This window comes from Agrobacterium leguminum (genome assembly GCF_005144435.2).
Lineage (GTDB): Bacteria > Pseudomonadota > Alphaproteobacteria > Rhizobiales > Rhizobiaceae > Agrobacterium > Agrobacterium leguminum.
Genome location: NZ_CP120212.1, coordinates 961,341 through 983,001 on the forward strand (window position 1 = coordinate 961,341; position 21,661 = coordinate 983,001).

At 60.7% G+C, this 21,661-nt stretch carries 20 protein-coding genes; 11 read left to right on the top strand and 9 right to left on the bottom strand.

Annotation, left to right across the window (positions count from 1 at the left end):
* Positions 1–69: 69 nt before the first annotated feature.
* From CFBP4996_RS18990 to CFBP4996_RS19000, 3 genes are read left to right on the top strand one after another with little or no spacing between them, the layout of a single operon-like run.
* On the top strand, positions 70–927 hold the full coding sequence (locus CFBP4996_RS18990) for an ABC transporter permease (RefSeq protein ID WP_003519593.1): 858 nt from the start codon (positions 70–72) through the stop codon (positions 925–927).
* Complete coding sequence (locus CFBP4996_RS18995; RefSeq protein WP_020813487.1) at positions 920–1,750, top strand: quaternary amine ABC transporter ATP-binding protein; 831 nt, start codon at positions 920–922, stop codon at positions 1,748–1,750. The genes CFBP4996_RS18990 and CFBP4996_RS18995 overlap by 8 nt, the downstream gene beginning before the upstream one ends.
* The gene (locus CFBP4996_RS19000) at positions 1,743–3,251 is read left to right on the top strand and encodes an HAL/PAL/TAL family ammonia-lyase (protein WP_080854213.1); all 1,509 of its coding nucleotides are present in this window, start codon (positions 1,743–1,745) and stop codon (positions 3,249–3,251) included. The genes CFBP4996_RS18995 and CFBP4996_RS19000 overlap by 8 nt, the downstream gene beginning before the upstream one ends.
* 42 nt (positions 3,252–3,293) lie before the next feature.
* Here CFBP4996_RS19000 and CFBP4996_RS19005 read toward each other — a convergent pair whose 3' ends face one another.
* From CFBP4996_RS19005 to CFBP4996_RS19040, 8 genes are all read right to left on the bottom strand, one after another.
* A complete protein-coding gene (locus CFBP4996_RS19005) occupies positions 3,294–3,992 on the bottom strand; it encodes a GntR family transcriptional regulator (protein WP_059757796.1) in 699 nt (232 codons plus the stop codon).
* A 142-nt stretch (positions 3,993–4,134) separates the two neighbouring features.
* Positions 4,135–5,019: a formyltetrahydrofolate deformylase gene (purU, locus tag CFBP4996_RS19010; protein ID WP_078052082.1), complete on the bottom strand. Its 885-nt coding sequence runs from the start codon at positions 5,017–5,019 to the stop codon at positions 4,135–4,137.
* Positions 5,020–5,212: 193 nt separating this feature from the next.
* On the bottom strand, positions 5,213–6,520 hold the full coding sequence (gene glnT, locus CFBP4996_RS19015; protein WP_080854858.1) for a type III glutamate--ammonia ligase: 1,308 nt from the start codon (positions 6,518–6,520) through the stop codon (positions 5,213–5,215).
* An 85-nt stretch (positions 6,521–6,605) separates the two neighbouring features.
* Positions 6,606–7,934, bottom strand: coding sequence for an FMN-binding glutamate synthase family protein (locus tag CFBP4996_RS19020; RefSeq protein WP_080854212.1), 1,329 nt, complete (start codon positions 7,932–7,934; stop codon positions 6,606–6,608).
* 16 nt (positions 7,935–7,950) lie between these two features.
* Positions 7,951–8,637 (bottom strand): GltB/FmdC/FwdC-like GXGXG domain-containing protein, encoded by a 687-nt coding sequence (locus tag CFBP4996_RS19025; RefSeq protein WP_080854211.1) that lies wholly within the window; start codon positions 8,635–8,637, stop codon positions 7,951–7,953.
* Positions 8,638–8,674: 37 nt separating this feature from the next.
* Positions 8,675–9,580, bottom strand: a complete 906-nt coding sequence (locus CFBP4996_RS19030; protein WP_080854210.1) for a class II glutamine amidotransferase — start codon at positions 9,578–9,580, stop codon at positions 8,675–8,677.
* Positions 9,581–9,676: 96 nt separating this feature from the next.
* Positions 9,677–10,357 (bottom strand): helix-turn-helix domain-containing protein, encoded by a 681-nt coding sequence (locus tag CFBP4996_RS19035; RefSeq protein WP_162936063.1) that lies wholly within the window; start codon positions 10,355–10,357, stop codon positions 9,677–9,679.
* A 34-nt stretch (positions 10,358–10,391) separates the two neighbouring features.
* Positions 10,392–11,366, bottom strand: a complete 975-nt coding sequence (locus CFBP4996_RS19040) for a GlxA family transcriptional regulator (protein ID WP_080854209.1) — start codon at positions 11,364–11,366, stop codon at positions 10,392–10,394.
* Positions 11,367–11,455: 89 nt separating this feature from the next.
* On the opposite strand from CFBP4996_RS19040, the gene CFBP4996_RS19045 reads away from it, so the two are divergent.
* The 4 genes from CFBP4996_RS19045 (at position 11,456) to soxG (ending at position 16,556) form a co-directional block, all read left to right on the top strand.
* Positions 11,456–12,706: a sarcosine oxidase subunit beta family protein gene (locus CFBP4996_RS19045; RefSeq protein WP_080854208.1), complete on the top strand. Its 1,251-nt coding sequence runs from the start codon at positions 11,456–11,458 to the stop codon at positions 12,704–12,706.
* 73 nt (positions 12,707–12,779) lie between these two features.
* Entirely contained in the window at positions 12,780–13,055 is a 276-nt protein-coding gene (locus tag CFBP4996_RS19050) for a sarcosine oxidase subunit delta family protein (RefSeq protein ID WP_080854207.1), read from the top strand.
* Positions 13,052–16,015 carry a sarcosine oxidase subunit alpha gene (locus tag CFBP4996_RS19055; protein ID WP_080854206.1) on the top strand — a complete coding sequence of 988 codons (2,964 nt, stop codon included), beginning with the start codon at positions 13,052–13,054 and terminating at the stop codon, positions 16,013–16,015. The genes CFBP4996_RS19050 and CFBP4996_RS19055 overlap by 4 nt, the downstream gene beginning before the upstream one ends.
* Entirely contained in the window at positions 16,008–16,556 is a 549-nt protein-coding gene (soxG, locus tag CFBP4996_RS19060) for a sarcosine oxidase subunit gamma family protein (protein ID WP_080854205.1), read from the top strand. The genes CFBP4996_RS19055 and soxG overlap by 8 nt, the downstream gene beginning before the upstream one ends.
* Before the next feature lie 9 nt (positions 16,557–16,565).
* Here soxG and CFBP4996_RS19065 read toward each other — a convergent pair whose 3' ends face one another.
* Positions 16,566–17,606, bottom strand: a complete 1,041-nt coding sequence (locus CFBP4996_RS19065; RefSeq protein ID WP_080854204.1) for a LacI family DNA-binding transcriptional regulator — start codon at positions 17,604–17,606, stop codon at positions 16,566–16,568.
* A gap of 148 nt (positions 17,607–17,754) precedes the next feature.
* On the opposite strand from CFBP4996_RS19065, the gene CFBP4996_RS19070 reads away from it, so the two are divergent.
* The 4 genes from CFBP4996_RS19070 (at position 17,755) to CFBP4996_RS19085 (ending at position 21,587) form a co-directional block, all read left to right on the top strand.
* Positions 17,755–18,720, top strand: a complete 966-nt coding sequence (locus tag CFBP4996_RS19070) for a substrate-binding domain-containing protein (RefSeq protein ID WP_080854203.1) — start codon at positions 17,755–17,757, stop codon at positions 18,718–18,720.
* Positions 18,721–18,825: 105 nt separating this feature from the next.
* The gene (locus CFBP4996_RS19075) at positions 18,826–19,830 is read left to right on the top strand and encodes an ABC transporter permease (protein WP_162936062.1); all 1,005 of its coding nucleotides are present in this window, start codon (positions 18,826–18,828) and stop codon (positions 19,828–19,830) included.
* 9 nt (positions 19,831–19,839) lie between these two features.
* The gene (locus tag CFBP4996_RS19080; RefSeq protein ID WP_080854201.1) at positions 19,840–20,661 is read left to right on the top strand and encodes an ATP-binding cassette domain-containing protein; all 822 of its coding nucleotides are present in this window, start codon (positions 19,840–19,842) and stop codon (positions 20,659–20,661) included.
* A gap of 23 nt (positions 20,662–20,684) precedes the next feature.
* Positions 20,685–21,587 carry a sugar phosphate isomerase/epimerase family protein gene (locus tag CFBP4996_RS19085; protein ID WP_080854200.1) on the top strand — a complete coding sequence of 301 codons (903 nt, stop codon included), beginning with the start codon at positions 20,685–20,687 and terminating at the stop codon, positions 21,585–21,587.
* Positions 21,588–21,661 lie beyond the last annotated feature (74 nt).

A 21,661-nucleotide genomic window follows, 5' to 3' on the forward strand; every position in this document is an offset into this window, starting at 1 on the left:
CGCGCATTTTCCCGTCAGGACAGGGGCCGGCTACCGGACATGGGGTCGGCAGGCGCGAGGACGACACCAATGTTTCCTGAAGTTTTCCATATTTCCATCCGAGGCCCGATCAATGAGATCGTGCGTTCGCTGGTGGTGAATTACGGCTCCGTTTTCAAGGCGATCTCGCAGACGATCCTGCAGGCGATCCTCTTCGTGGAATGGGTGCTGCGCGGTCTGCCGTGGTGGGTCATTTTTCTGGTCTTCCTGGTGCTCGCCTGGTTCGCGGCGAAAAAGATTTCGCTCGTCATCATGGTGGCGGTGATGCTTTTCATCGTCGGCGCGCTCGGTCTCTGGGACCTGACGATGCAGACGCTGGCGCTGATGCTGATTGCCAGCCTCATCTCAATCGTCATCGGCGTGCCCATGGGCATTCTGCTTGCCAAAAGCGAATGGGCGCGGCGCATCACCCTGCCGGTGCTCGACGTCATGCAGACCATGCCGAGCTTCGTCTATCTCATTCCCGCCATCATGCTTTTCGGCCTCGGCAAGGTCCCGGCCGTGCTTGCCACCATCGTTTACGCCGTGCCGCCGCTGATCCGCCTGACCGATCTCGGCATTCGGCAGGTGGACCGGGAAGTGGTGGAGGCGGCGACCGCCTTTGGCGGCAGCCCGCGACAAATCCTCTTTGGCGTCGAATTGCCGCTCGCCACGCCCACGATCATGGCCGGCCTCAACCAGACGATCATGATGGCGCTCTCCATGGTCGTCGTCGCCTCGATGATCGGCGCGCGCGGCCTCGGTGAGCAGGTGCTGAACGGCATCCAGACGCTCGATGTCGGCAAGGGCCTCGAAGCGGGCCTCGGCATCGTTATTCTCGCAATCGTGCTCGATCGTATCACCCAGGGTTTTGGCCGATCCAGCCGGAAGGAAATGGGCAATGACTGATATCCATATCCGCAACGTGTCCAAGATCTTCGGCGGCAACTGGAAGGCCGCGCTCGCCATGGCGCAGCAGGGCGCGGAAAAGAGCGACATTCTGGCAAAGACGGGATGCAGCGTCGGGCTAGACAATGTCAGCCTCGATATAGCGGGCGGGCGCATTTTCGTGATCATGGGCCTCTCCGGTTCCGGCAAGTCGACGCTCGTGCGCCACATCAACCGCCTTATCGAACCGACAAGCGGCGAGATTCTCGTCGGCAACGACAATGTTCTCGCGCTGAAACCGAAAGATCTGCGCGACTTCCGCAACCGGCGCGTCAGCATGGTGTTCCAGAATTTCGGCCTGATGCCGCACCGCACCGTGTTGCAGAACGTCGTTTATGGCCAGCGCGTGCGCGGGCTAACCAAGGCCGACGCGCGGCCCATCGGCATGAAGTGGATCGAGACCGTCGGCCTTTCTGGCTATGAGGACAAGTTTCCGCACCAGCTTTCCGGCGGCATGAAGCAGCGTGTCGGCCTCGCCCGCGCGCTCGCCGCCGATACTGACGTCATCCTGATGGACGAGGCCTTTTCGGCGCTCGACCCGTTGATCCGCGCCGACATGCAGGACCAGTTGCTGCAGCTCGAAAAGAACCTGCACAAGACCATCGTTTTCATCACCCACGATCTCGACGAGGCGCTCCGCATCGGCGCGCAGATCGCGATCCTGAAGGATGGCAAGCTGGTGCAGGTGGGAACGCCGGACCAGATCCTCAACAGCCCCGCAAACGATTATGTCGCCCGTTTCGTGGAGCGCCGCACGGGTGCGGGAGAAGGCCAGCATGGCTGATACGATCACCATCGATCGTCCCCTCACCTGGCAAGAGATCGCCGCTGTTGCAAAGGACGCCACGCTTTCCCTGTCGGATAAAGCGTGGCGGCGCATCGCCGAAGCCCACGCCATCGTCGATGCACTCGTCGAAAAACGGGTTCGCGGTTATGGCATCAATACGGGTGTCGGCGCGCTCTGCGATGTGATCGTCGACATCCCGCAGCAGCAGGCCCTCTCCCGCAACATCCTGCTCAGCCACTCCTGCGGCGTCGGAGAACCGCTCGGACGCGAAGAAACGCGCGCCATCATGGCCGCCCAGATCAACAACTTCGCGCATGGTTATTCCGGCGTGCAGGTCAAAACGGTCGAAGCGCTGCTGGCCCTGCTGAATGCCGATATTCTTCCCGTCATTCCGTCGAAGGGCTCGGTGGGCTACCTCACCCATGCCGCGGCCATAGGGCTGGTGCTGATCGGCGAAGGCCGGGCCTGCCACCGGGGCCAACTCATCAGCGGCAGGCAGGGGCTCGAAAAGCTCGGCCTCGAACCCATGGTTCTGCAGGCGAAGGAGGGGCTCAGCCTCGTCAACGGCACGCCCTGCGCCACCGGCCTCGCCAGCCTCGCGCTCGCCCGCACGACTTCGCTCCTTGACTGGGCCGATGCGGCAGCGGCAATGAGCTATGAAAACCTTGGTGCGCAGGCCGATCCGTTCGCCGCAGCGCCGCTCGCACTGCGCAGCTCGCCCGGCATCCAGACCGTCGGCGCAAACCTGCGCCAGCTTCTGGCGGCAAGCCCGCTTCTCGCCCGGTCGGCCGGATCGCGCACGCAGGATCCGCTCAGCCTGCGCGCTGTGCCGCAGGTGCATGGCGCCGTTCGCGACAGCGTCGCGCAGATCGCAGACGTCGTAGACCGCGAACTCACAAGCGTTACGGACAACCCGGTCGTCGGCGGCACGCCGCAGTCGCCCGAGGTCCATTCCCAGGCCCATGCTGTCGGTGCGGCGCTCGGGCTTGCCATGGATGGGCTGGCGACGGCCGCAGCCGAACTTGCGGCGATTTCCGAACGACGTATCGACCGCCTCGTCAACCCGCTTGTCAGCGGGCTGCCAGCCTTTCTGGCGGAAAGTGACGGTGTCTGTTCCGGTTTCATGATCATCCAGTACACGGCCGCAGCGCTTGCCGCGGAAAATCGCCGCCTCGCCGCCCCCGCCAGCCTCGATGGCGGCATCACCTCCGCCTTGCAGGAGGATATACTGACTCACGCCACCGCCGCCGCCGACAAGACGCTTTCGATTATCGGCAATCTGGAAACCATTCTCGCAATCGAGATCATGAGCGCCGCGCAGGCCTACGACATGCAGCCAGACGAAACTGGCCGTGCGCCCGGCACCGATAGGCTCTACCGGCGTGTCCGGACGGCGGCGCCATTTTACCGCGACGACCAGCCTCTCAACGATCTGGTAGCTGCCGTTCGGGAAATGCTGCAAACCACGCTTGCGGGGATAGGTGCCGACGCAGGTTGAATGCTGCGCCGGAAATTTTAGCCGCACACGAGGTGGAAGAGGTCACTCTTTGCCGGTCTTCTGGGCGATGAGAACGGCTTCCGCAATCGCGCTTGCGCTGGCGACATGGTCCAGAGCCGCCTTGTAAGCGGCATCACCATCCCCCTGCCGGATGGCCTCGACGATCTTTTCCATCTGTGCCGGACCTTCGGTATCGCGGCTTTTCGTCTTGATCGTCATCGAACGAAGATGGTTGATCCGCACCGTCAGCAGATTGACGACGCCCCAGGCGACATGCCGGTCGATCTTGCTGAACAGCGTCTGATAAAAGGACGAGGTATGCGCCAGAACGCCCGGCATATCCCTTTCGACATAGCTTTCGCGGATATGACTGAGCGACGCTTCAAGCGCTTCCACGATGGCAGGATCGCGGCGCTCCGCACAAAGGCGCGCCGCCATTCCTTCCAGCGCACCGCGAATTTCATAGATCTGCTTCGCCTCATCAAGATCGAGCATCGCAACCATCGGGCCCTTGTTCGGCAAATTCGCCACCAGTCCCTCGGATTCCAGATGCCGCAGGACCTCACGAACGATGGTGCGGGAAACGCCGAGCTGGGCGCAGAGATCGCGCTCGACCAGACGGTCGCCCGGGCGGAAATAACCGTTCACGATGGCGTCACGGACCTTGTCGAGCGCGAGTTCCCTCAGCGTCTTTGTCGGGCGCTCAACGCGAATGGCAGTTCCGTGCGAAGCATCTGTCATGGTATCACCTCGTTTGACACCTCCCGTTTCGTTGCAACGCAGTTACGAACAAAACGGGAAATGGCTTTTGTATTATGGCGTACCAGCTTATTTAGCGCCGTGCTCTGCTTAAGGCAACATCAGCACGGCTCGCGCAGAATGCTCATCCCATTCTTTCCGAAGCGTAAGAGCCGGGACCGGGGGGAAACACCACGGTTCGGCTGCCGTTCAGGAATACACGACGGTGAATATGGGCGTGGATGGCACGCGCCAGCACCTGCGCCTCCACGTCGCGGCCAAGTGACACGTAATCCTCGGCCGACTGGGCATGGGTGATGCGCACGGTATCCTGCTCGATGATCGGTCCCTCATCCAGATCGGCGGTCACATAGTGCGCCGTCGCGCCGATCAGCTTCACACCGCGCTGATAGGCCTGCTTGTAAGGGTTGGCCCCCTTGAAGGACGGCAGGAAGGAGTGGTGGATATTGATGATCCTGCCCGACATCGCCTCGCACATCCTGTCGGAAAGCACCTGCATGTAACGCGCCAGCACGATGAGTTCCGTACCCGAGCTTTCCACGATCTCCATGATCCGGGCTTCGGCCTGCGGCTTGTTCTCTTTCGTCACCGGAATGTGGTGGAACGGAATGTCATGATTGACGACGACTTTCTGATAATCGAAATGGTTGGAAACCACACCGACAATATCGATCGGCAGCGCCCCGATGCGCCAGCGGTAGAGCAGGTCATTGAGGCAATGGCCGAAGCGCGACACCATCAAAAGAACCTTCATCCGCTCTGCCTGGTCGTGCAGCGCCACCTCCATGCCGAATTTTTCCGAGATCGGCGCCAGCCCGGCCATCAACGCGTCGCGTGTCGCACCCTCCTCGGAAATGAAACCCACGCGTATAAAAAAACGACCGGTGCCGAGATCGTCGAATTGCGAACTGTCGACGATGTTGCACCCTTTCTCAGCGAGAAAGCCTGAAAGGGCGGCGACAATGCCGCGGGTGGATTTGCATGTCACGGTCAGGACGAAGTTCGTCATCTGGCACTCTTTCTGTCATCGATAAAGCATGTCTCCCAAAAGTGTGCAGCGGTTTTGGGACCAAGACATGCTTAAAAACAAAGATCTAAAGTGCGTGGCATGAATCGGATTGGACGCGACGCGCTTTAGTGAAAAACCCCGCGCTCTTGATCAGCGCGGGGAAAAGCCGCGAGAGCGGCGGGGAAAACCGGGCTCAGACGTCGAGCGTGGTCTGATGCTCCCATGCGGTGAATTGCGAGCAATAGCTGTTCCACTCGCCCTGCTTGAGCTTCAGATAGGCTTTCGAGAATTCCATGCCGAGCGCCTGCTGCAATTCCGCATCCTTCTCATATTCGCGCAGCGCATCGAGAAGGTTAAGCGGCAGCTTCGGTGCATCCGTGACCTTATGCCCCTCGCGATACATGTCGATATCGTAGTGCGGACCGGGATCGGCCTTGGAACGGACACCCGAGAGGCCGGCGGCGATGATGATGGCCTGCAGCAGATAGGGGTTCACGGCGCCATCCGGCAGGCGCAGCTCGAACCGTCCCGGCCCCGGCACGCGCACCATATGGGTGCGGTTATTGCCGGTCCAGGTCACCGTATTCGGCGCCCAGGTCGCGCCGGAAATGGTGCGCGGCGCGTTGATGCGTTTGTAGGAATTAACCGTCGGATTGGTGACCGCCGCAAGCGCCGACGCATGTTTCATGATGCCGCCGAGAAACGTCTTGCCCTTGGCCGACAGACCGAACGGCATTTCCCTGTCGGCAAAGGCGTTGACCTTTCCGTCGAGGTCCCAGACCGAAATATGGGCATGGCAGCCATTGCCGGTCAGACCCTTGAACGGCTTCGGCATGAAGGTTGCGCGCAGCCCGTGCTTTTCGGCGACGGATTTGACCATGAATTTGAAGAAGGAATGTTTGTCTGCGGTCTGCAGCGCATCGTCATATTCCCAGTTCATCTCGAACTGGCCGTTCGCGTCCTCATGGTCGTTCTGGTAGGGCTTCCAGCCCAGCTCCAGCATGTAATCGCAAATCTCGGCGATCACATCGTAACGGCGCATCACCGCCTGCTGGTCGTAGCAGGGCTTTTCCGCCGTGTCGTATTCGTCGGAGATTTTCGCACCATCCGGCGAAATCAGGAAAAATTCCGGCTCCACGCCGGTCTTGACCCTGAGCCCTTCGCCAGCCGCCTCAGCGATGAGCTTTTTCAGCACCACGCGCGGCGCCTGCTCCACCGGCTGGTCTTCCATCACGCAATCAGCAGCGACCCAGGCGACATCCTTTTTCCACGGAAGCTGAATGACCGAAGAGGCGTCGGGCACGGCGAAAAGATCGGGATGGGCGGGCGTCAGATCGAACCAGGTGGCAAAGCCCGCAAAACCCGCGCCATCCTTCTGCATATCGGCAATCGCTTCTGCGGGAACCAGCTTGGCGCGCTGGCCGCCGAAGAGATCGGTATAACTGATCATGAAATATTTGATGCCCTTTTCGGCAGCAAATTTGGAGAGGTCCAGTGTCACGTCATTCCCCTTTTTTTGAATATCAGACACTTCATCGAAAAAAGACGGGCACATCCTCCCAAATGCGCCCGTCCGTTCTTATGGCTTAAAAGCTACCTTTGCCCGGGAACCAGTTGGTTCCCGCCAGCGGAACCTGCGCCATTGCGGCAGCCTCCATCGTCAGCGCCACCAGATCTTCCGGCTCCAGATTGTGGAGATGGTTCTTGCCGCAGGCACGTGCGATGGTCTGCGCTTCGAGCGTCATGACCTTCAGGTAATTGGCAAGGCGGCGACCGGCAGCGACGGGATCGAGACGGGCGGCCAGTTCCGGGTCCTGCGTGGTGATGCCGGCGGGGTCTTTGCCTTCGTGCCAGTCATCATAAGCGCCGGCCGTGGTGCCGAGTTTCTGATATTCCTCTTCCCAATGCGGGTCATTGTCGCCGAGCGCCACCAGCGCCGCCGTGCCGATGGCGACCGCATCGGCACCCAGCGCCAGCGCCTTGGCGACATCGGCACCCGAACGAATACCGCCGGAGACGATGAGCTGCACCTTGCGGTGCATGCCGAGATCCTGAAGCGCCTGCACGGCGGGGCGAATGCAGGCAAGCGTGGGCATGCCGACATTTTCGATGAAGACATCCTGCGTGGCGGCCGTACCGCCCTGCATGCCATCCAGCACCACCACATCCGCACCGGCTTTCACCGCCAGCGCCGTGTCGTAATAGGGGCGTGCACCGCCAACCTTGATATAGATCGGCTTTTCCCAGTCAGTAATTTCGCGCAGTTCGAGGATCTTGATTTCGAGATCGTCCGGGCCGGTCCAATCGGGATGACGGCAGGCGGAGCGCTGGTCGATACCCTTCGGCAGATTGCGCATATTGGCGACGCGATCGGAAATCTTCTGGCCGAGCAGCATGCCGCCGCCGCCCGGTTTCGCGCCCTGGCCGACGACGACCTCGATGGCGTCCGCACGGCGCAGATCCTTCGGGTTCATGCCGTAACGCGAGGGCAGATACTGATAAACCAGCGTCTGGCTGTGGCCGCGCTCCTCATCCGTCATGCCGCCATCGCCCGTCGTGGTGGAGGTGCCGGCGATGGTCGCACCTCGGCCGAGCGCTTCCTTGGCGTTGCCTGACAGAGCGCCGAAGCTCATACCCGCAATGGTGATCGGCGTTTTCAGCGTGATCGGCTTCCTGGCGAAGCGCGTGCCGAGGGTCACGGTCGTATCGCATTTCTCGCGATAGCCCTCGAGCGGATAACGCGAGATGGACGCGCCGAGAAACAGGAGATCGTCGAAATGCGGCACCTTGCGCTTGGTGCCCGCACCGCGAATATCATAGATGCCGGTCGCGGCCGCGCGGCGGATTTCCGCCAGCGTATGGTCGTCGAAAGTTGCGGATTTGCGCGGCGGGGTGAAGGGGTTGTGATAGCTCATCGGAAAATCCCTCGCCTCAATACGCGTCGGCGTTGTCGATGTTGAAATTGTAGAGCGTGCGTGCCGAGCCGTAGCGCTTGAACTCGCCAGGGCTGACATCCGTGACGCCGGCCTTTTCCAGAAGTTCTGCGAGCTTTTCGAGATGTTCGGGCCGCATCTCCTTCTCGATGCAATCGGCACCCAGGCTCTTCACCGAACCGCGCACGAAAAGCTTCGCCTCATAAAGGGAATCGCCAAGCGCATCGCCCGCATCGCCGCAGACGACAAGGTGGCCGGACTGGCCCATGAAAGCCGACATGTGGCCGATATTGCCCTTCACGACGATATCGATGCCCTTCATGGAAATGCCGCAGCGGGAGGCGGCATTGCCCTTGATGACCAGAAGCCCGCCGCGACCTGTAGCGCCGGCATATTGCGAGGCGTCCCCCTCGATGACGACGGTGCCGGACATCATGTTCTCAGCGACACCCGGCCCGGCCGAGCCGTGCACGGTGACGTTGCCGCCATCATTCATGCCGGCGCAATAATAACCGACCGAACCATGCACATCGACGGTGACGGGGCTGTCGATGCCAACGGCGACAGCATGGTGGCCGCGCGGATTGACGACCTCGAATTCGGTGTCGTTTGCGCCCGAGGAAAGACCGTGGAGCGCCTTGTTGAGTTCACGCAGCGGCGTGTGGGAGAGATCGAAAACTGGCATGGATTATGACTTTCAAAACAGGCGCCGATGACGGGTCTCAGGCGGCCTTTTCATGGTCCCAGAAATAGACGGTCGCCGGTTCCGGCTCCCAGACGCGGGCATTTTCAATGCCGGGCAGATTGACCAGAGCGCGATACTCAGAGCCGAAAGCGACATATTGGTCGGTCTCAGCCATGACAGCAGGCTTGCAGGCGATGGGATCACGCACCACCCCGAAACCGGATTTGGTGCCGACGACGAAAGTGAAGAAACCATCGAGATCGTCGAGCGCGCCGGTCAGCGCCTCACCCAGATCCTTGCCCTTGGCCATTTCCGCCGTGAGATAGGCGGCGGCCACTTCCGAGTCGTTCTGGGTCTCGAAGACCATGCCTTCGCGCACCAGTTCGCGACGCAGATTATTGTGGTTGGAAAGCGAGCCGTTATGCACCAGGCACTGGTCTGCGCCGGTGGAGAAAGGATGCGCGCCAAGCGTCGTCACCGCCGATTCCGTCGCCATGCGGGTGTGGCCGATGCCATGGGTGCCGGCCATGGAACGCACGTCAAAACGGGTGACGACGTCCTTCGGAAGACCGGTTTCCTTGTAGATTTCGACGCTGTCGCCGGAACCCATCACGCGCACATTCGGACGGATTGCGGAAAGAACCGCGCGGACACCATCCAGCTTCTCGGCGGGAATATCGAGAACAGCATGAGTGCTTTTCACTGTGACCACGGCATCGACGCCGCTTTCCTTCAGCGCTTCGGCAAGGCCGGAAAAATCGGCGGCCGGATCGCCCGACTGGATCGTCACTTTCGCGCGGCCATTGGCAGCGCTTCCGTAGATCGCGATGCCGGCCGAATCCGGGCCGCGATCGGTCATGGTGACGAGCATGTCCGAAAGCAGCTGACCCAGCTGCGGTTCAAGGCTTTTGTCTTTCAGGAATAGTCCAACAATGCCGCACATCGACAGGCACCTCCATTCGTTTCTGAATGAAGGGCTAACATATGGAATTCCATTCCGTCAACTATCAGGAATATTTTTTTCTTCTAAGGCAAATTATCAATCGTTGCCCAGCCGCCTTTGCGGATAGGAAATGATCGACAGATAACGGGCGGGAAGCTTCACCAATTCCTCCGGACCGTGCGGCGCATCGGCGTCGAAAAATAGGCTGTCGCCGGCCTGCATGGTGAAAAGCTGCTCGCCATGGCGGTAAACCACCTCGCCTTCCAGCATGTAGAGAAACTCCATTCCCTCATGCTGGAAGGTCGGGAACACGTCCGAATCCTTGGTCAGCGTGATGAGATAGGGCTCGACGGTGACGCCGCTGGTATTGTTGTCGATATGGCCGAGCAGGCTGTATTGATGACCGGCGCGAGTGCCCCTGCGCTCGATATTCACGCCCTGGCCCGCCTTGACGAAGGTGGCGCTGCGCGGTTCCTCGAAACCGCGAAAGAAGGCCGTGATCGGCACGCCCAGCGCCTTTGAAAGCGTCTGCAGCGTGGTGAGCGACGGCGAGATATTGCCGTTTTCGATCTTGGAGAGCATGCCCACGGAAACGCCGGTGGCCGATGCGAGATCGGTGACCGTGATGCCGAGTTTCTTGCGATAGGCGCGCACCTCGTGGCCAATCGCCATTTCCAGATTATTGACCCTTGGCTCGCGGATGGCATGGGGATCCTGCGACAGGAACTGCGCAGTTTCGGTCTTGGTGGTATCCTTCGCCATGGCGTCCTCCGGCATTATCGTGTTTTCCCTTCCTTACAGGAAAACTATTTTAATTCGGAGGAAATCTTTGCCGCATTGTATTTGGGGTATGGCCGAACCGGGCCTTGAAGCTTCCGGAAAAATGCCCGGCGCTTGAGAAGCCGGTGGCGAAGGCCACTTCGGCAATGGAGAGCGGGCTTTGCTCCAGCAGCCGCCGGGCGTGATCAAGGCGGATCGCGCGGTATGTTTCCAGAAACGTCGTTTTCAGATGGGTTGCGAAAAGCCGGTCGAGGTGGCGCGCGCTGGTTCCCGCCAGTTTCGCCATGGTCTGCCGGTCGAGCGGGCTTTCAATGGTCGTTTCCATTTTTTCCAGCACGGTCAGCAGGGCCGGATGGTTGGTGCCATGGCGCTCGGCGGCGGAACCCCTTTGCGGCGCGCCGGGTTCGGCCACGGCCGTGTGCAGATACCAGTCGCTGACACGCCGTGCGAAATGCGCGCCCATTCTCTGCGAAATCATCGCATGCATCATGTCGAGGGGCGCGACGCCGCCGGCGCAGGTGATGCGGTCCCCGTCGAAAACGAACCGCGCCTGCCGGGGCGTGAGATGGCCGAAGGCCTCTTTCAGCACCGGCGCATGCTCCCAGTGAATGGTGAAATCGCGGTTTTCCAGCAATCCCGCCGCCGCCAGCACATAAGCGCCGCTGGAGATGCCCCCGATCCGGACACCCTGCCGCGCCAGCCGCCTTAACGTCCCGTAGGAATTTTCCGCAACGGTCCAGTCCTGCGGCCCGCCCCCTGCGCAGACAAAGATCGTGTGGCATCTCTCGCCTGCGGTGGCGAGTGCCTCGCAGCCGACAATGATGCCGGAAGAACTTCTGACAGCCTTGCCATCGAAAGACAGGGGAACCACATCGTAAAGATCGGTTCCGGCGATCAGATTGGCGGCGCGCAATGGCTCCGTCGCCGAGGCGTAGGACATCAGCGCGAAATTCGGAACCAGGATGAAACCAATGCGCTGGACATTCTTCTGCTCAATGATCGTCATGTCTCTTTTTTTAATCATTATGTCCTTTATTTGCAATTCCCTTTCGAACGACGCCGGTAAGCTTGCGCGATATCGTTCGAGGTACGCAGATGCGCTATTCCGCCTTTTCCATTTTCAAGAACGGCCTTTTCGGCAACAAGGCGTGGAAACCCGCCTGGCGGGACGTGTCTCCGAAACCGCATTATGACGTCATCATCGTTGGCGGCGGCGGACATGGGCTGGCGACGGCCTATTATCTTGCGAAAGAATTCGGCGTCACCAATGTCGCGGTGCTGGAAAAAAACTACATCGGCTCCGGTAATGTCGGCCGTAACACCACGATCATTCGCTCCAATTATCTGCTGCCGGGTAACAATCCCTTCTACGAACTTTCGATGAAGCTGTGGGAAGGGCTGGAGCAGGATTTCAATTTCAACGCCATGGTTTCCCAGCGCGGCGTGCTGAACCTCTATCATTCGGATGCGCAGCGCGACGCCTATACAAGGCGCGGCAACGCGATGCGGCTGCACGGCGTCGATGCCGAATTGCTGGACCGCGCCGCAGTCAAGGCCATGCTGCCGTTTCTCGATTTCGACAATGCCCGCTTTCCGGTGCAGGGCGGCCTGCTGCAAAGACGCGGCGGCACCGTGCGTCACGATGCCGTCGCCTGGGGTTATGCGCGCGGCGCAGACAGCCGCGGCGTCGATATCATTCAGGGCTGCGAGGTAACCAGCGTTCGCCGCGAAAACGGCAGGGTCGTGGGTGTGGAGACCAGCAGGGGCTTCATCGGCTGCGGCAAGCTGGCGCTCGCGGCAGCTGGCAATTCCTCGCAGGTGGCCGCCATGGCCGGGCTGAAACTGCCGATCGAAAGCCATGTGCTGCAGGCTTTCGTGTCGGAGGGTCTGAAACCCTTCATCGATGGTGTCGTCACCTTCGGGGCCGGCCATTTTTACGTTTCGCAATCGGACAAGGGCGGCCTCGTCTTCGGCGGCGATATAGACGGCTACAATTCCTATGCCCAGCGCGGCAATCTGGCGACGGTCGAACATGTCGCGGAGGCAGGCAAGGCGATGATACCGGCGCTCTCGCGCGTCCGGGTGCTACGCTCCTGGGGCGGCATCATGGATATGTCGATGGATGGTTCACCGATCATCGACCAGACCCCTATCGACAATCTCTACCTGAATGCCGGCTGGTGTTATGGCGGCTTCAAGGCGACGCCCGCTTCCGGTTTCTGCTTCGCCCATCTTCTGGCGCGCAGCGCACCGCAGGAAACGGCAACGGCCTTCCGGCTGGACCGCTTTCGGCGCGGTTATCTCATCGATGAAAAGGGCCAGGGCGCCCAGCCCAACCTTCACTAAATTTGTAGCGGGATGACGAAAACCGCTCACAGTTTTCGCCATCCCGCTATCTGGCGGATCAAGGACATCTGAAATGGCAAGTCTCGTGCCCTGCCCGCATTGCGGGCCAAGACCCAGGGAAGAATTCACCATCAAGGGCGCAGCCCTTCAAAGGCCCGCCGCCGATGCCGACGCGGAGGAGTGGTTCGATTATGTCTATCTGCGCGACAATCCGCGCGGAGCCTATGAGGAATATTGGCACCACACATCCGGCTGCCGCCGCTGGCTGGTCGTCGCCCGAGATACCGCCACCCATGAGATATCCGCCTGCCGCGACGCCGCCGACAAGACGAAAGTGACAAACGCATGAGCGCCAACCGCCTGAAGACCGGCGGTCTGATCGACCGTTCCAAACCGCTTTCCTTCACCTTCGACGGCAAGCCGATGTCGGGCTTTCAGGGCGACAGCCTCGCTTCCGCCCTACTCGCCAACGGCCAGAAACTCGTCGGCCGCAGTTTCAAATACCACCGCCCGCGCGGCATATTGACGGCGGGCGCAGCCGAGCCGAACGCGCTGATGACCATCGGCTGCGGCGGGCGCACGGAGCCGAACACCCGCGCCACCATGCAGGAGCTTTATGCCGGGCTGGAAGCCAGCAGCCAGAACCGCTGGCCCTCTCTCGATTTCGATATCGGCGCCTTGACCGGCCTTCTGTCTCCCTTCCTCGGTGCGGGGTTCTACTACAAGACTTTCATGTGGCCTGCCGCCTTCTGGGAAAAGATCTACGAGCCCTTCATCCGCAAAGCCGCCGGCCTCGGCAAGGCGAGCTACGAGGCTGACCCGGATGCCTATGACAAATGCTGGGCGCATTGCGACCTGCTGGTGATCGGCTCCGGCGCGGCAGGTCTGGCAGCAGCGCTTGCCGCAGGACGCGCCGGCGCGCGCGTCATCATTGTCGATGAACATTCCGTCGCAGGCGGCGGGCTTCTTTCCGAAACGGCGGCCATCGGCGGCGAGAGCGCACCGGATTTCGCGGCACAATGCGTTGCCGAGCTCGAAACCCTGCCGAATGTGACGGTGCTGACGCGGACCACGGCTTTCGGCTGGTATGACGGCAATGTTTTCGGTGCGCTGGAGCGGGTGCAGAAACATCTGCCCGATCCGAAAGCCCATGTGCCCGTGGAGCGCCTGTGGCGTATCGTCGCCAAGCGGGCGCTGCTTGCAACCGGCGCGGAAGAACGGCCGCTGGTCTTCGGCGGCAACGATGTTCCCGGCGTGATGATGGCGGGCGCCATGCGCAGCTATCTCAACCACTATGCCGTCAGCCCCGGCACGGCGACGGCAATTTTCACCACCAATGACAGCGGTTATGCGCTCGCCCGCGATCTGGAGGCGCAGGGTGTCGCTCTGGCCGCCATCATCGACAGCCGTGAACAGGGCAATCCGGGCTACGAAGGCAAGGCGCGCGTCATCAAGGGTGGCGTCGTCTCGAATGCCAAGGGCGGCAAGGCGCTTTCCGCCATCGAGGTTTATGCGAATGGCCGTGCGGAGAGCCTGAATGTCGATGCGCTGGCCATGTCGGGCGGCTTCAGCCCCATCATCCATCTCGCCTGCCATCGCGGCGGCAAGCCGGTCTGGTCGGAGGACGATGCCGCTTTTCTGGCACCCGACAATCTCAAGGGGCTGGAACTCGCCGGCGCGGTTTCTGCAAAAAACGGTATCGCCGCCTGCCTTGAGGATGGCGCGCGGAAGGGCGCGGCGCTCGCGCAAGAGCTCGGCTTTGCATCAACCGCACCGATATTCGGCACGGTGGAAAACGATATCGTAGCCCCGCCCGCAAAGCCGCTCTGGTCCATCCCCGGCATCAAGGCGAAAGCCTTTGTCGATTACCAGAACGACGTTCACCGCAAGGATCTCGGCCTCGCCATCCGTGAAGGTTATGGCCATGTCGAACTCGCCAAACGCTACACCACCAACGGCATGGCGACGGATCAGGGCAAGCTTTCGAATGTCAATGCCATCGGGCTGCTGGCCGAAGCGCGTGGTATCTCCCCGGCGGATGTCGGCACCACGACGTTCCGGCCGTTTTATACGCCCGTCTCCTTCGGAGCACTGACCGGAGCCTATCACGGTCAGCATTTCCAGCCGGTACGCAAATCGCCGCTGCATGGTTGGGCCGAGAAAAACGGGGCCGTGTTCGTTGAAACCGGGCTCTGGTATCGCTCTTCCTGGTTTCCGCGCGAAGGCGAAAGCGGCTGGCGGGAAAGCGTCGATCGTGAGGTTCTGAATGTGCGCAAGAATGCCGGGCTCTGCGATGTGTCGATGCTTGGCAAGATCGAAATCTGTGGCAAGGACGCCGCCGAATTCCTGAACCGGGTTTATTGCAACGCTTTCCTCAAACTGCCGGTCGGCAAGGCGCGTTATGGTCTGATGCTGCGTGAGGACGGCATGATCTATGACGACGGCACCACCAGCCGGCTGGAGGAAAACCGCTTCTTCATGACGACCACCACCGCCTATGCGGCGGGCGTCATGAACCATCTTGAATTCTGCGCGCAGGCGCTCTGGCCTGATCTCGACGTGCGGCTTGCCTCCGTCACCGATCAATGGGCGCAGATGGCGATTGCCGGGCCGAAGGCGCGCACCATTCTGCAAAGAATCGTCGATGAAGATATTTCCGACGAGGCCTTTCCCTTCCTTGCAGCCAGGGAAGTCTCCCTGTTTGGCGGGCAACTGCATGGACGCCTGTTCCGGATTTCCTTCTCCGGCGAACTGGCCTACGAACTTGCCGTCCCGGCCGGTTACGGTGAAAGCGTCGCCGACGCGCTGATGGAAGCCGGCGAGCCGGAGAATATCATGCCCTATGGCGTCGAGGCGCTTGGCGTGCTGCGCATTGAAAAGGGCCATGTCACCCACAATGAAATCAACGGCACGGTGGTGCCCGCCGATCTCGGCTTCGGCAAAATGGTCTCTACCACAAAGGCCGATTTCATTGGCCGACGGATGCTGGAGCGCGAGGGGCTTTCCGACGCCGCCCGTGCGAGCCTCGTCGGCGTCGTACCGCTTGATCCAAAACAGTCCTTCCGCACCGGCTCGCATATTCTTGCGAAGGATGCCACGGCAACGCTGGAGAACGATCAGGGTTATGTGACCTCCAGCGCCTTCTCACCGCATCTGGGTTCGACTATCGGTCTCGCCCTGGTCAAGAATGGTCCTGCGCGGCATGGCGAGGAAATCATGGTCTGGAACGGCCTGCGCAACGAATTTACCCAAGCCCGCCTTTGCAACCCGGTTTTTGTCGATCCTCAAAACGAGAAACTCCATGTCTGATTTCAAGTCTGACTTCAAATCTGGCGTCCGGCCAACGCTCCGCCCGGTGCTGGGCGCGAAGCGAGCGATTGCCTCCACCGCCATCAAGCTCTCTCCCCTGCCGGAAGGCACGATCATCCACGTTCTGGCCGCACCCGGCGCAGCGGATTTGGAAGCCCGCCTTCGCGACCTTGCCAAAGGCGATATACGCGCGGTCTCACCGGGCCAATGGTTCATCGTCGGTGAACACCCTCTGTCTCATGCTGATATGAAGGCGCTTCTTGCAGCGCTCGAGCCTCAGGCAACGGGTGTCGACCAGAGTCAGGGACGCGTTCGCATCCGCATCGAAGGCAAGATGGCCGAGCGGGTTCTGGCCAAAGGCACGGCGGTCGACCTGTCTCTAGCAGCCTTCCCGGTGGGACATTCCGCCGCGACGCTGATCGGCCACATCGCCGCCCACCTCACCCGCGTCGACGGACAGGTCTTCGAAATCATCGTGCTGCGCGGTTTTGCCGAAAGCCTGTGGGACGATCTTGCCCGGATGAGCCTCGAATTCCAGTGATCGTGCCGCTCAGGTCCAGATGCTTTCGGGCGTCAGGATTTCGAAGGGCACGATCCGCTGTTCAACGGAAGACGAATCTCCATTCTCGATGCGCCGTAACATCACATCGATCAATTGCTGCGGCATCCTGTCGAGGGGAAGCGGCAGCGAGGCGGTGATCAGTCCTTCGTTGAGGCCTTTTCGTGTTTCCGGCCCGATATCGTTACAGATGATTTTTATGTCGCGCTGCCGCTCGGCAGGCAGTTCCCTGAGTGCGCGCAGAACACCCGATATGCCGCCGCCATTGACATAAATCCCCCGGAGCCCCGGTTCGGCAGCAATCATATCCCGCACGATGACATAGGCATTTTCCGGCTCCTCATGGGTCAGCAGCGTTTCCGCGACCTGAAGTTCAGGTGTGTTCTCGCGCATATAGGAGCGGAAGCTGGCGTCCGAAACATCCTGGCACTGATACCGATTGCTGCCGATCAGCGGCGCGACCACGCCCTCGCCCTTTACCGTCTGGCTGAGGAACCATGCCGCCGTGCGGCCGCGTTTCCAGCTGTCGGTGCCGACAAAGCCCGCCCGGCTTGCCGCCGATAGATCGGATACGTAAGTCACCACCGGAACGCCCCTGCCCCGCAGCTCGTCGATCGCCTGGCTGACGAGCGGATGATCGGCCGTCACCACCGCGATTGCGCCGCAGGATTGTCCCATCTTCAAGAGATTGGCGGACACGGCCTCCGGTGAAAGATCGTCCTCGAAAACGACATCCGGCTCAATGATGCTATCCGGCCGCTGGCGTGCGGCGGCGACGATCCCTTCCGCCCAAAGCCGGTAAAGCGGCCGGTGGGATTGCTGCAGCAGAAAGCCGAGCCGGTGATGGGGCATGGCCTCGCGGCGACGGTCCTTGATGGTGCCGAGACCATAAAAACCGATCTCCTCCGCCGCCTTGAGTATCTGCTCGATCGTATCCTGGCGCACGGAAGTCGAACCGTGCAGCAGCCGGTTGACCGTGGAGATGCTGACACCGGCGGCTTTTGCAAGATCGGTAATGGTCGGTCGGTTCATGACGCCTCACAATCGTATCATCCATGAATGACATGAAATGATATTAAATGCAACATTAAATGAAATATAAATTCCATTCCCATGAAAATGAAAGATATAAATCACCCTGTCATTAGGGCCCGTCGGGAGAATGGGCAGGGAGGAAGCAATGGCATTTTTCAGGAAATTTCTCGCAACGGGCGCTGTCTCGCTCGTGATGGCATCCGGCGCGTTCGCGGCCAATATCGCCGTTGTCGGCGGCAAGAACGACGATGCGTTCTGGAACCTCATCAAAAAGGGTGTCGACGACGCACGCCTCGTGGTCGAGGCGAATGGCGGCAAGGTCAATTACCTGCGTTTGCAGACCTATGACAATTTCGCGCCCGACGTGGTGCAGCTGATCCAGACCGCCATCAGCCAGAAGGTCGATGGTCTCGTCATTCCGAACTGGGTTCCGGAAGGCGAGGACCCGGCGATCCGGGAAGCCATCAATGCCGGTATCAAGGTCATTCTCATGAATGCCGGTGGGCACGAAAAGGCAAAGGAACTCGGCGCGATCAACTATGTCGGCTCCGACGAATATATTGCCGGCGTCGCCGGCGGCGAATATTTCGCGAAACAGGGCAAAAAGAACGTCATCTGCGTGAACACCGTTCCGGGCGCCGCCAATCAGGAGGCGCGCTGCAAGGGCGTCATCGACGGCATCACCAAGGCCGGCGGCGCCGGCAAGCAACTGCCGCTTCCCGCCACCAGTTTCGGCGACGCCACCGCCGTCGCCGAGGCGATCAAGGCGACATTGCTACAGGACGGCAAGATCGACGGCGTCCTGACCATTTCGGCGGGCGATGCGGATTCAGCCGCCATCGGCATCATGCAGGCCGGCAAGACCGAAACCGCCCTGCTTGGCACTTTCGATCTCAACCAGTCCGGCCTCGACCGGATCAAGGACGGGACACAGGGTTTTGCAATCGACCAGCAGCCCTACCTGCAATCATTGCTGGCGGTAACGCTTCTGGCCTCGGCCATCGATTTCGGAACCGATCTGCCGACCGCCCCGCTGCTGACGGGACCGAACATCGTCGACAAATCCAACATCCAGACCACGCTTGCCGGCGTCGCCAAGGGAGCGCGCTGAGCGGTGATCCATACCCGCCTCCGATCCCCGGCGAAACCGGGGATCGGGGTTTGACGGGCAGAGGATATCCCCTCGGCACTTAGGGCCAATATTGGAGTGAACGACGTGAAAAATCTCTCTTTGGGCGACCTTCTGCGCCGCCCGGAATCAGGTGCCTTTCTCGGCCTTGTTTTCGTTCTTGCCTTCTTCGTCATCTTCGGCAGCATCGATTTTCTGAAACCCGCCGGTGCCGCAAGCTGGCTGAATGTCGCCGCCAATCTCGGCATCGTCGCCATTCCCGTCGGGCTGCTGATGATTTCCGGCGAGCTCGATATTTCCATCGGCGCGATGATCCCAGCCGGCGCTCTGACGGTCGCCATTATCTCCGGTTATTACGGCATGCCGATCTGGCTCGGCATCATCGGCGCGCTTTGCCTTGGGTTGCTTGTCGGGCTTATCAACGGCTTTCTGGTGATACGGACCGTGGTGCCCTCACTGATCGTCACGCTCGGCACGCTGTTTGCGGTGCAGGGGTTGATCCTCGGCTTTTCCGTGCTTCTGACCGGCACGACCAGCGTGGCGCTGAGCCCTGCCCAATCCGGCCCCGTCGCCAAATTCCTGTTCGGACAGTTCATCGGCGGCAGTTTTCAGGTGAGCATCGTCTGGTGGCTGCTGCTGACGGCGATCTATATCTTCTATGTCCATTATTCGCCCTTCGGAAACTGGATTTTCGCCATGGGCGGCGACCGGGTGAGTGCCCGCAATGCCGGCATTCCCACCGACAAGCTGACGGTGACTCTTTTCGTCCTTTCCTCCGTCAGCGCCTCCTTTGTCGGTGTCTGTCAGGCAATCCTGTTCAACGTCGCCCAGGTTTCGGCCGGCATGACCTTCATCTTCAACTCCATCATCGCGGTCGTCGTGGGCGGGGTGCTGCTGACCGGCGGCTTCGGTTCGGTGATCGGTATTTTTCTCGGCACCATCACCTTCGCCATCGTCAATCAGGGCATTTATTTTACCGCCTTTGACCGCAACTGGTCGAGCCTCATCATCGGCGTCATGCTGCTCCTGGCCGTGCTGATGAACAACACCTTCCGCGTCATGGCGCTCACCTATTCGCCGAAGAAGAAGTGAGGCAAGACGATGTCGACACCCATTCTCGAACTTAAAAACGTCAATAAATCCTTCGGCCCGATCGATGTTCTGCACGATATCTCGCTGAAGGTGCGCGCCGGCGAGGTGCTCTGCCTGCTGGGAGACAATGGCGCGGGCAAATCCACGCTGATCAAGACATTGGCCGGCGTCTACCAGCCGAGTTCCGGCGAAGTGCTGATGGATGGACAGCCGGTCAATTTCGACGGGCCGCGCGATGCGCAGCGCATGGGCATTTCCACCGTGCACCAGTTCGGCGGAACCTTTCCGCTGATGAGCATCGGCCGCTCCTTCTTCATCGGCGCAGAACCCACCAAAGGCTTCTGGCCCTTCCGGATCTACGACCGCAAGAAAGCCAACGAAATCGCCGTCAAGGCAGTGCAGGAATTCGGCATCACCCGCATCGATGACGGCGACCGCCTGATCGGCGGGCTTTCCGGCGGCGAACGGCAATCGCTCGCCATCGCCCGCGCAGTACATTTTGGCGCACGCGTTCTGATCCTCGATGAACCGACGGCGGCGCTTGGTGTGAAACAGGCGTCCCACGTTCTGCGCATCGTGCTGGAAGCGCGCAAGCGCGGCATCGCGGTGATCTTCATCACCCATCAGATCACCCACGCCATTGCCGTCGGCGACCATTTCGCCGTGCTGATCCGAGGCGCAGTCGCCGCCAATTTCCGCAAGGGCGAGAAGTCCCGCGAGGAAATCACCGATCTGATGGCTGGCGGTGAGGCGCTCGCCGATCTCGGTGCCGAGGTGGAAAATTACATGGCCAGCCATGACGGCCATCCGCCGCAGCCGCCATCAAATTAAGACATAGACAAGGATCAAGACCGATGAAAATCGCCATCGACCCCCACATGCACCGTTTCACCAGCCTCGATGCGTTGCCCGCCAAGGTGAAGGAACTCGGCTACGACTGGATCGAACTCAGCCCGCGCGCCGATTTCCTCGAATGGTTCAAGGCGCCACGCGTCTTTCCCGAGCGGATCAGGTCTTTCAAGAAGGCGCTGAAGGACGCCGATGTCGGCATCGCCTCGCTGCTGCCGATGTATCGCTGGGCCTCCAATGACGAGACCGAACGGCAGGCGGCGGTAAAACACTGGAAACGTGCCATCGAGATCGCCATCGAACTCGAGGTCGACACGATGAACTCCGAATTCGGCCGCGGACCGCATCCCGACAAGGGTTCCTGCTACTGCTGCCATACCGGCTCGATGATCGAGGCCTGCGAGGATGCCTGGTGGCGCTCGATGGAAGAACTGGTGCCGATCTTCGAGCGCGAAAACATCAACCTGCATGTCGAGCCGCATCCGGAAGACTGGTGCGAAACGCTGCAACCGGCGCTGGACATTATCCGCACGGTCAATTCGAAGAACGTCAAATTCCTCTATTGCGCGCCGCATACCTTCTATTTCGGCGACGACACCAAGGCGATGCTGCGCGAGGCGAAGGATGTGCTCGCCCATGTCCACGTGGGCGATACCTTCAACCACAAGGCCAGTTCCGGGCTTCGCTATATCCTCAATCCGCCGGGCACACAGGCGCGGGTGCATCAGCACCTGAATATCGGCCAGGGCGAAGTGCCGTGGGACGACTTCTTCGGCACGCTTTCCGAAATCGGCTTTGACGGCATCATGACCTCCTGCGTCTTCGCCTGGGAGGACAGGGCCGATGAATCGAGCCGGTTCATGCGCACCAAGATGCAGGACTATATCGACCTCTATTTCAAGAAATGACGCGGCAAACCGGCGCCCAAGCCCGAGGCAGACCCCGCCTCCCGCCGCGGCCATTCGCAACATCAAATGGAAAG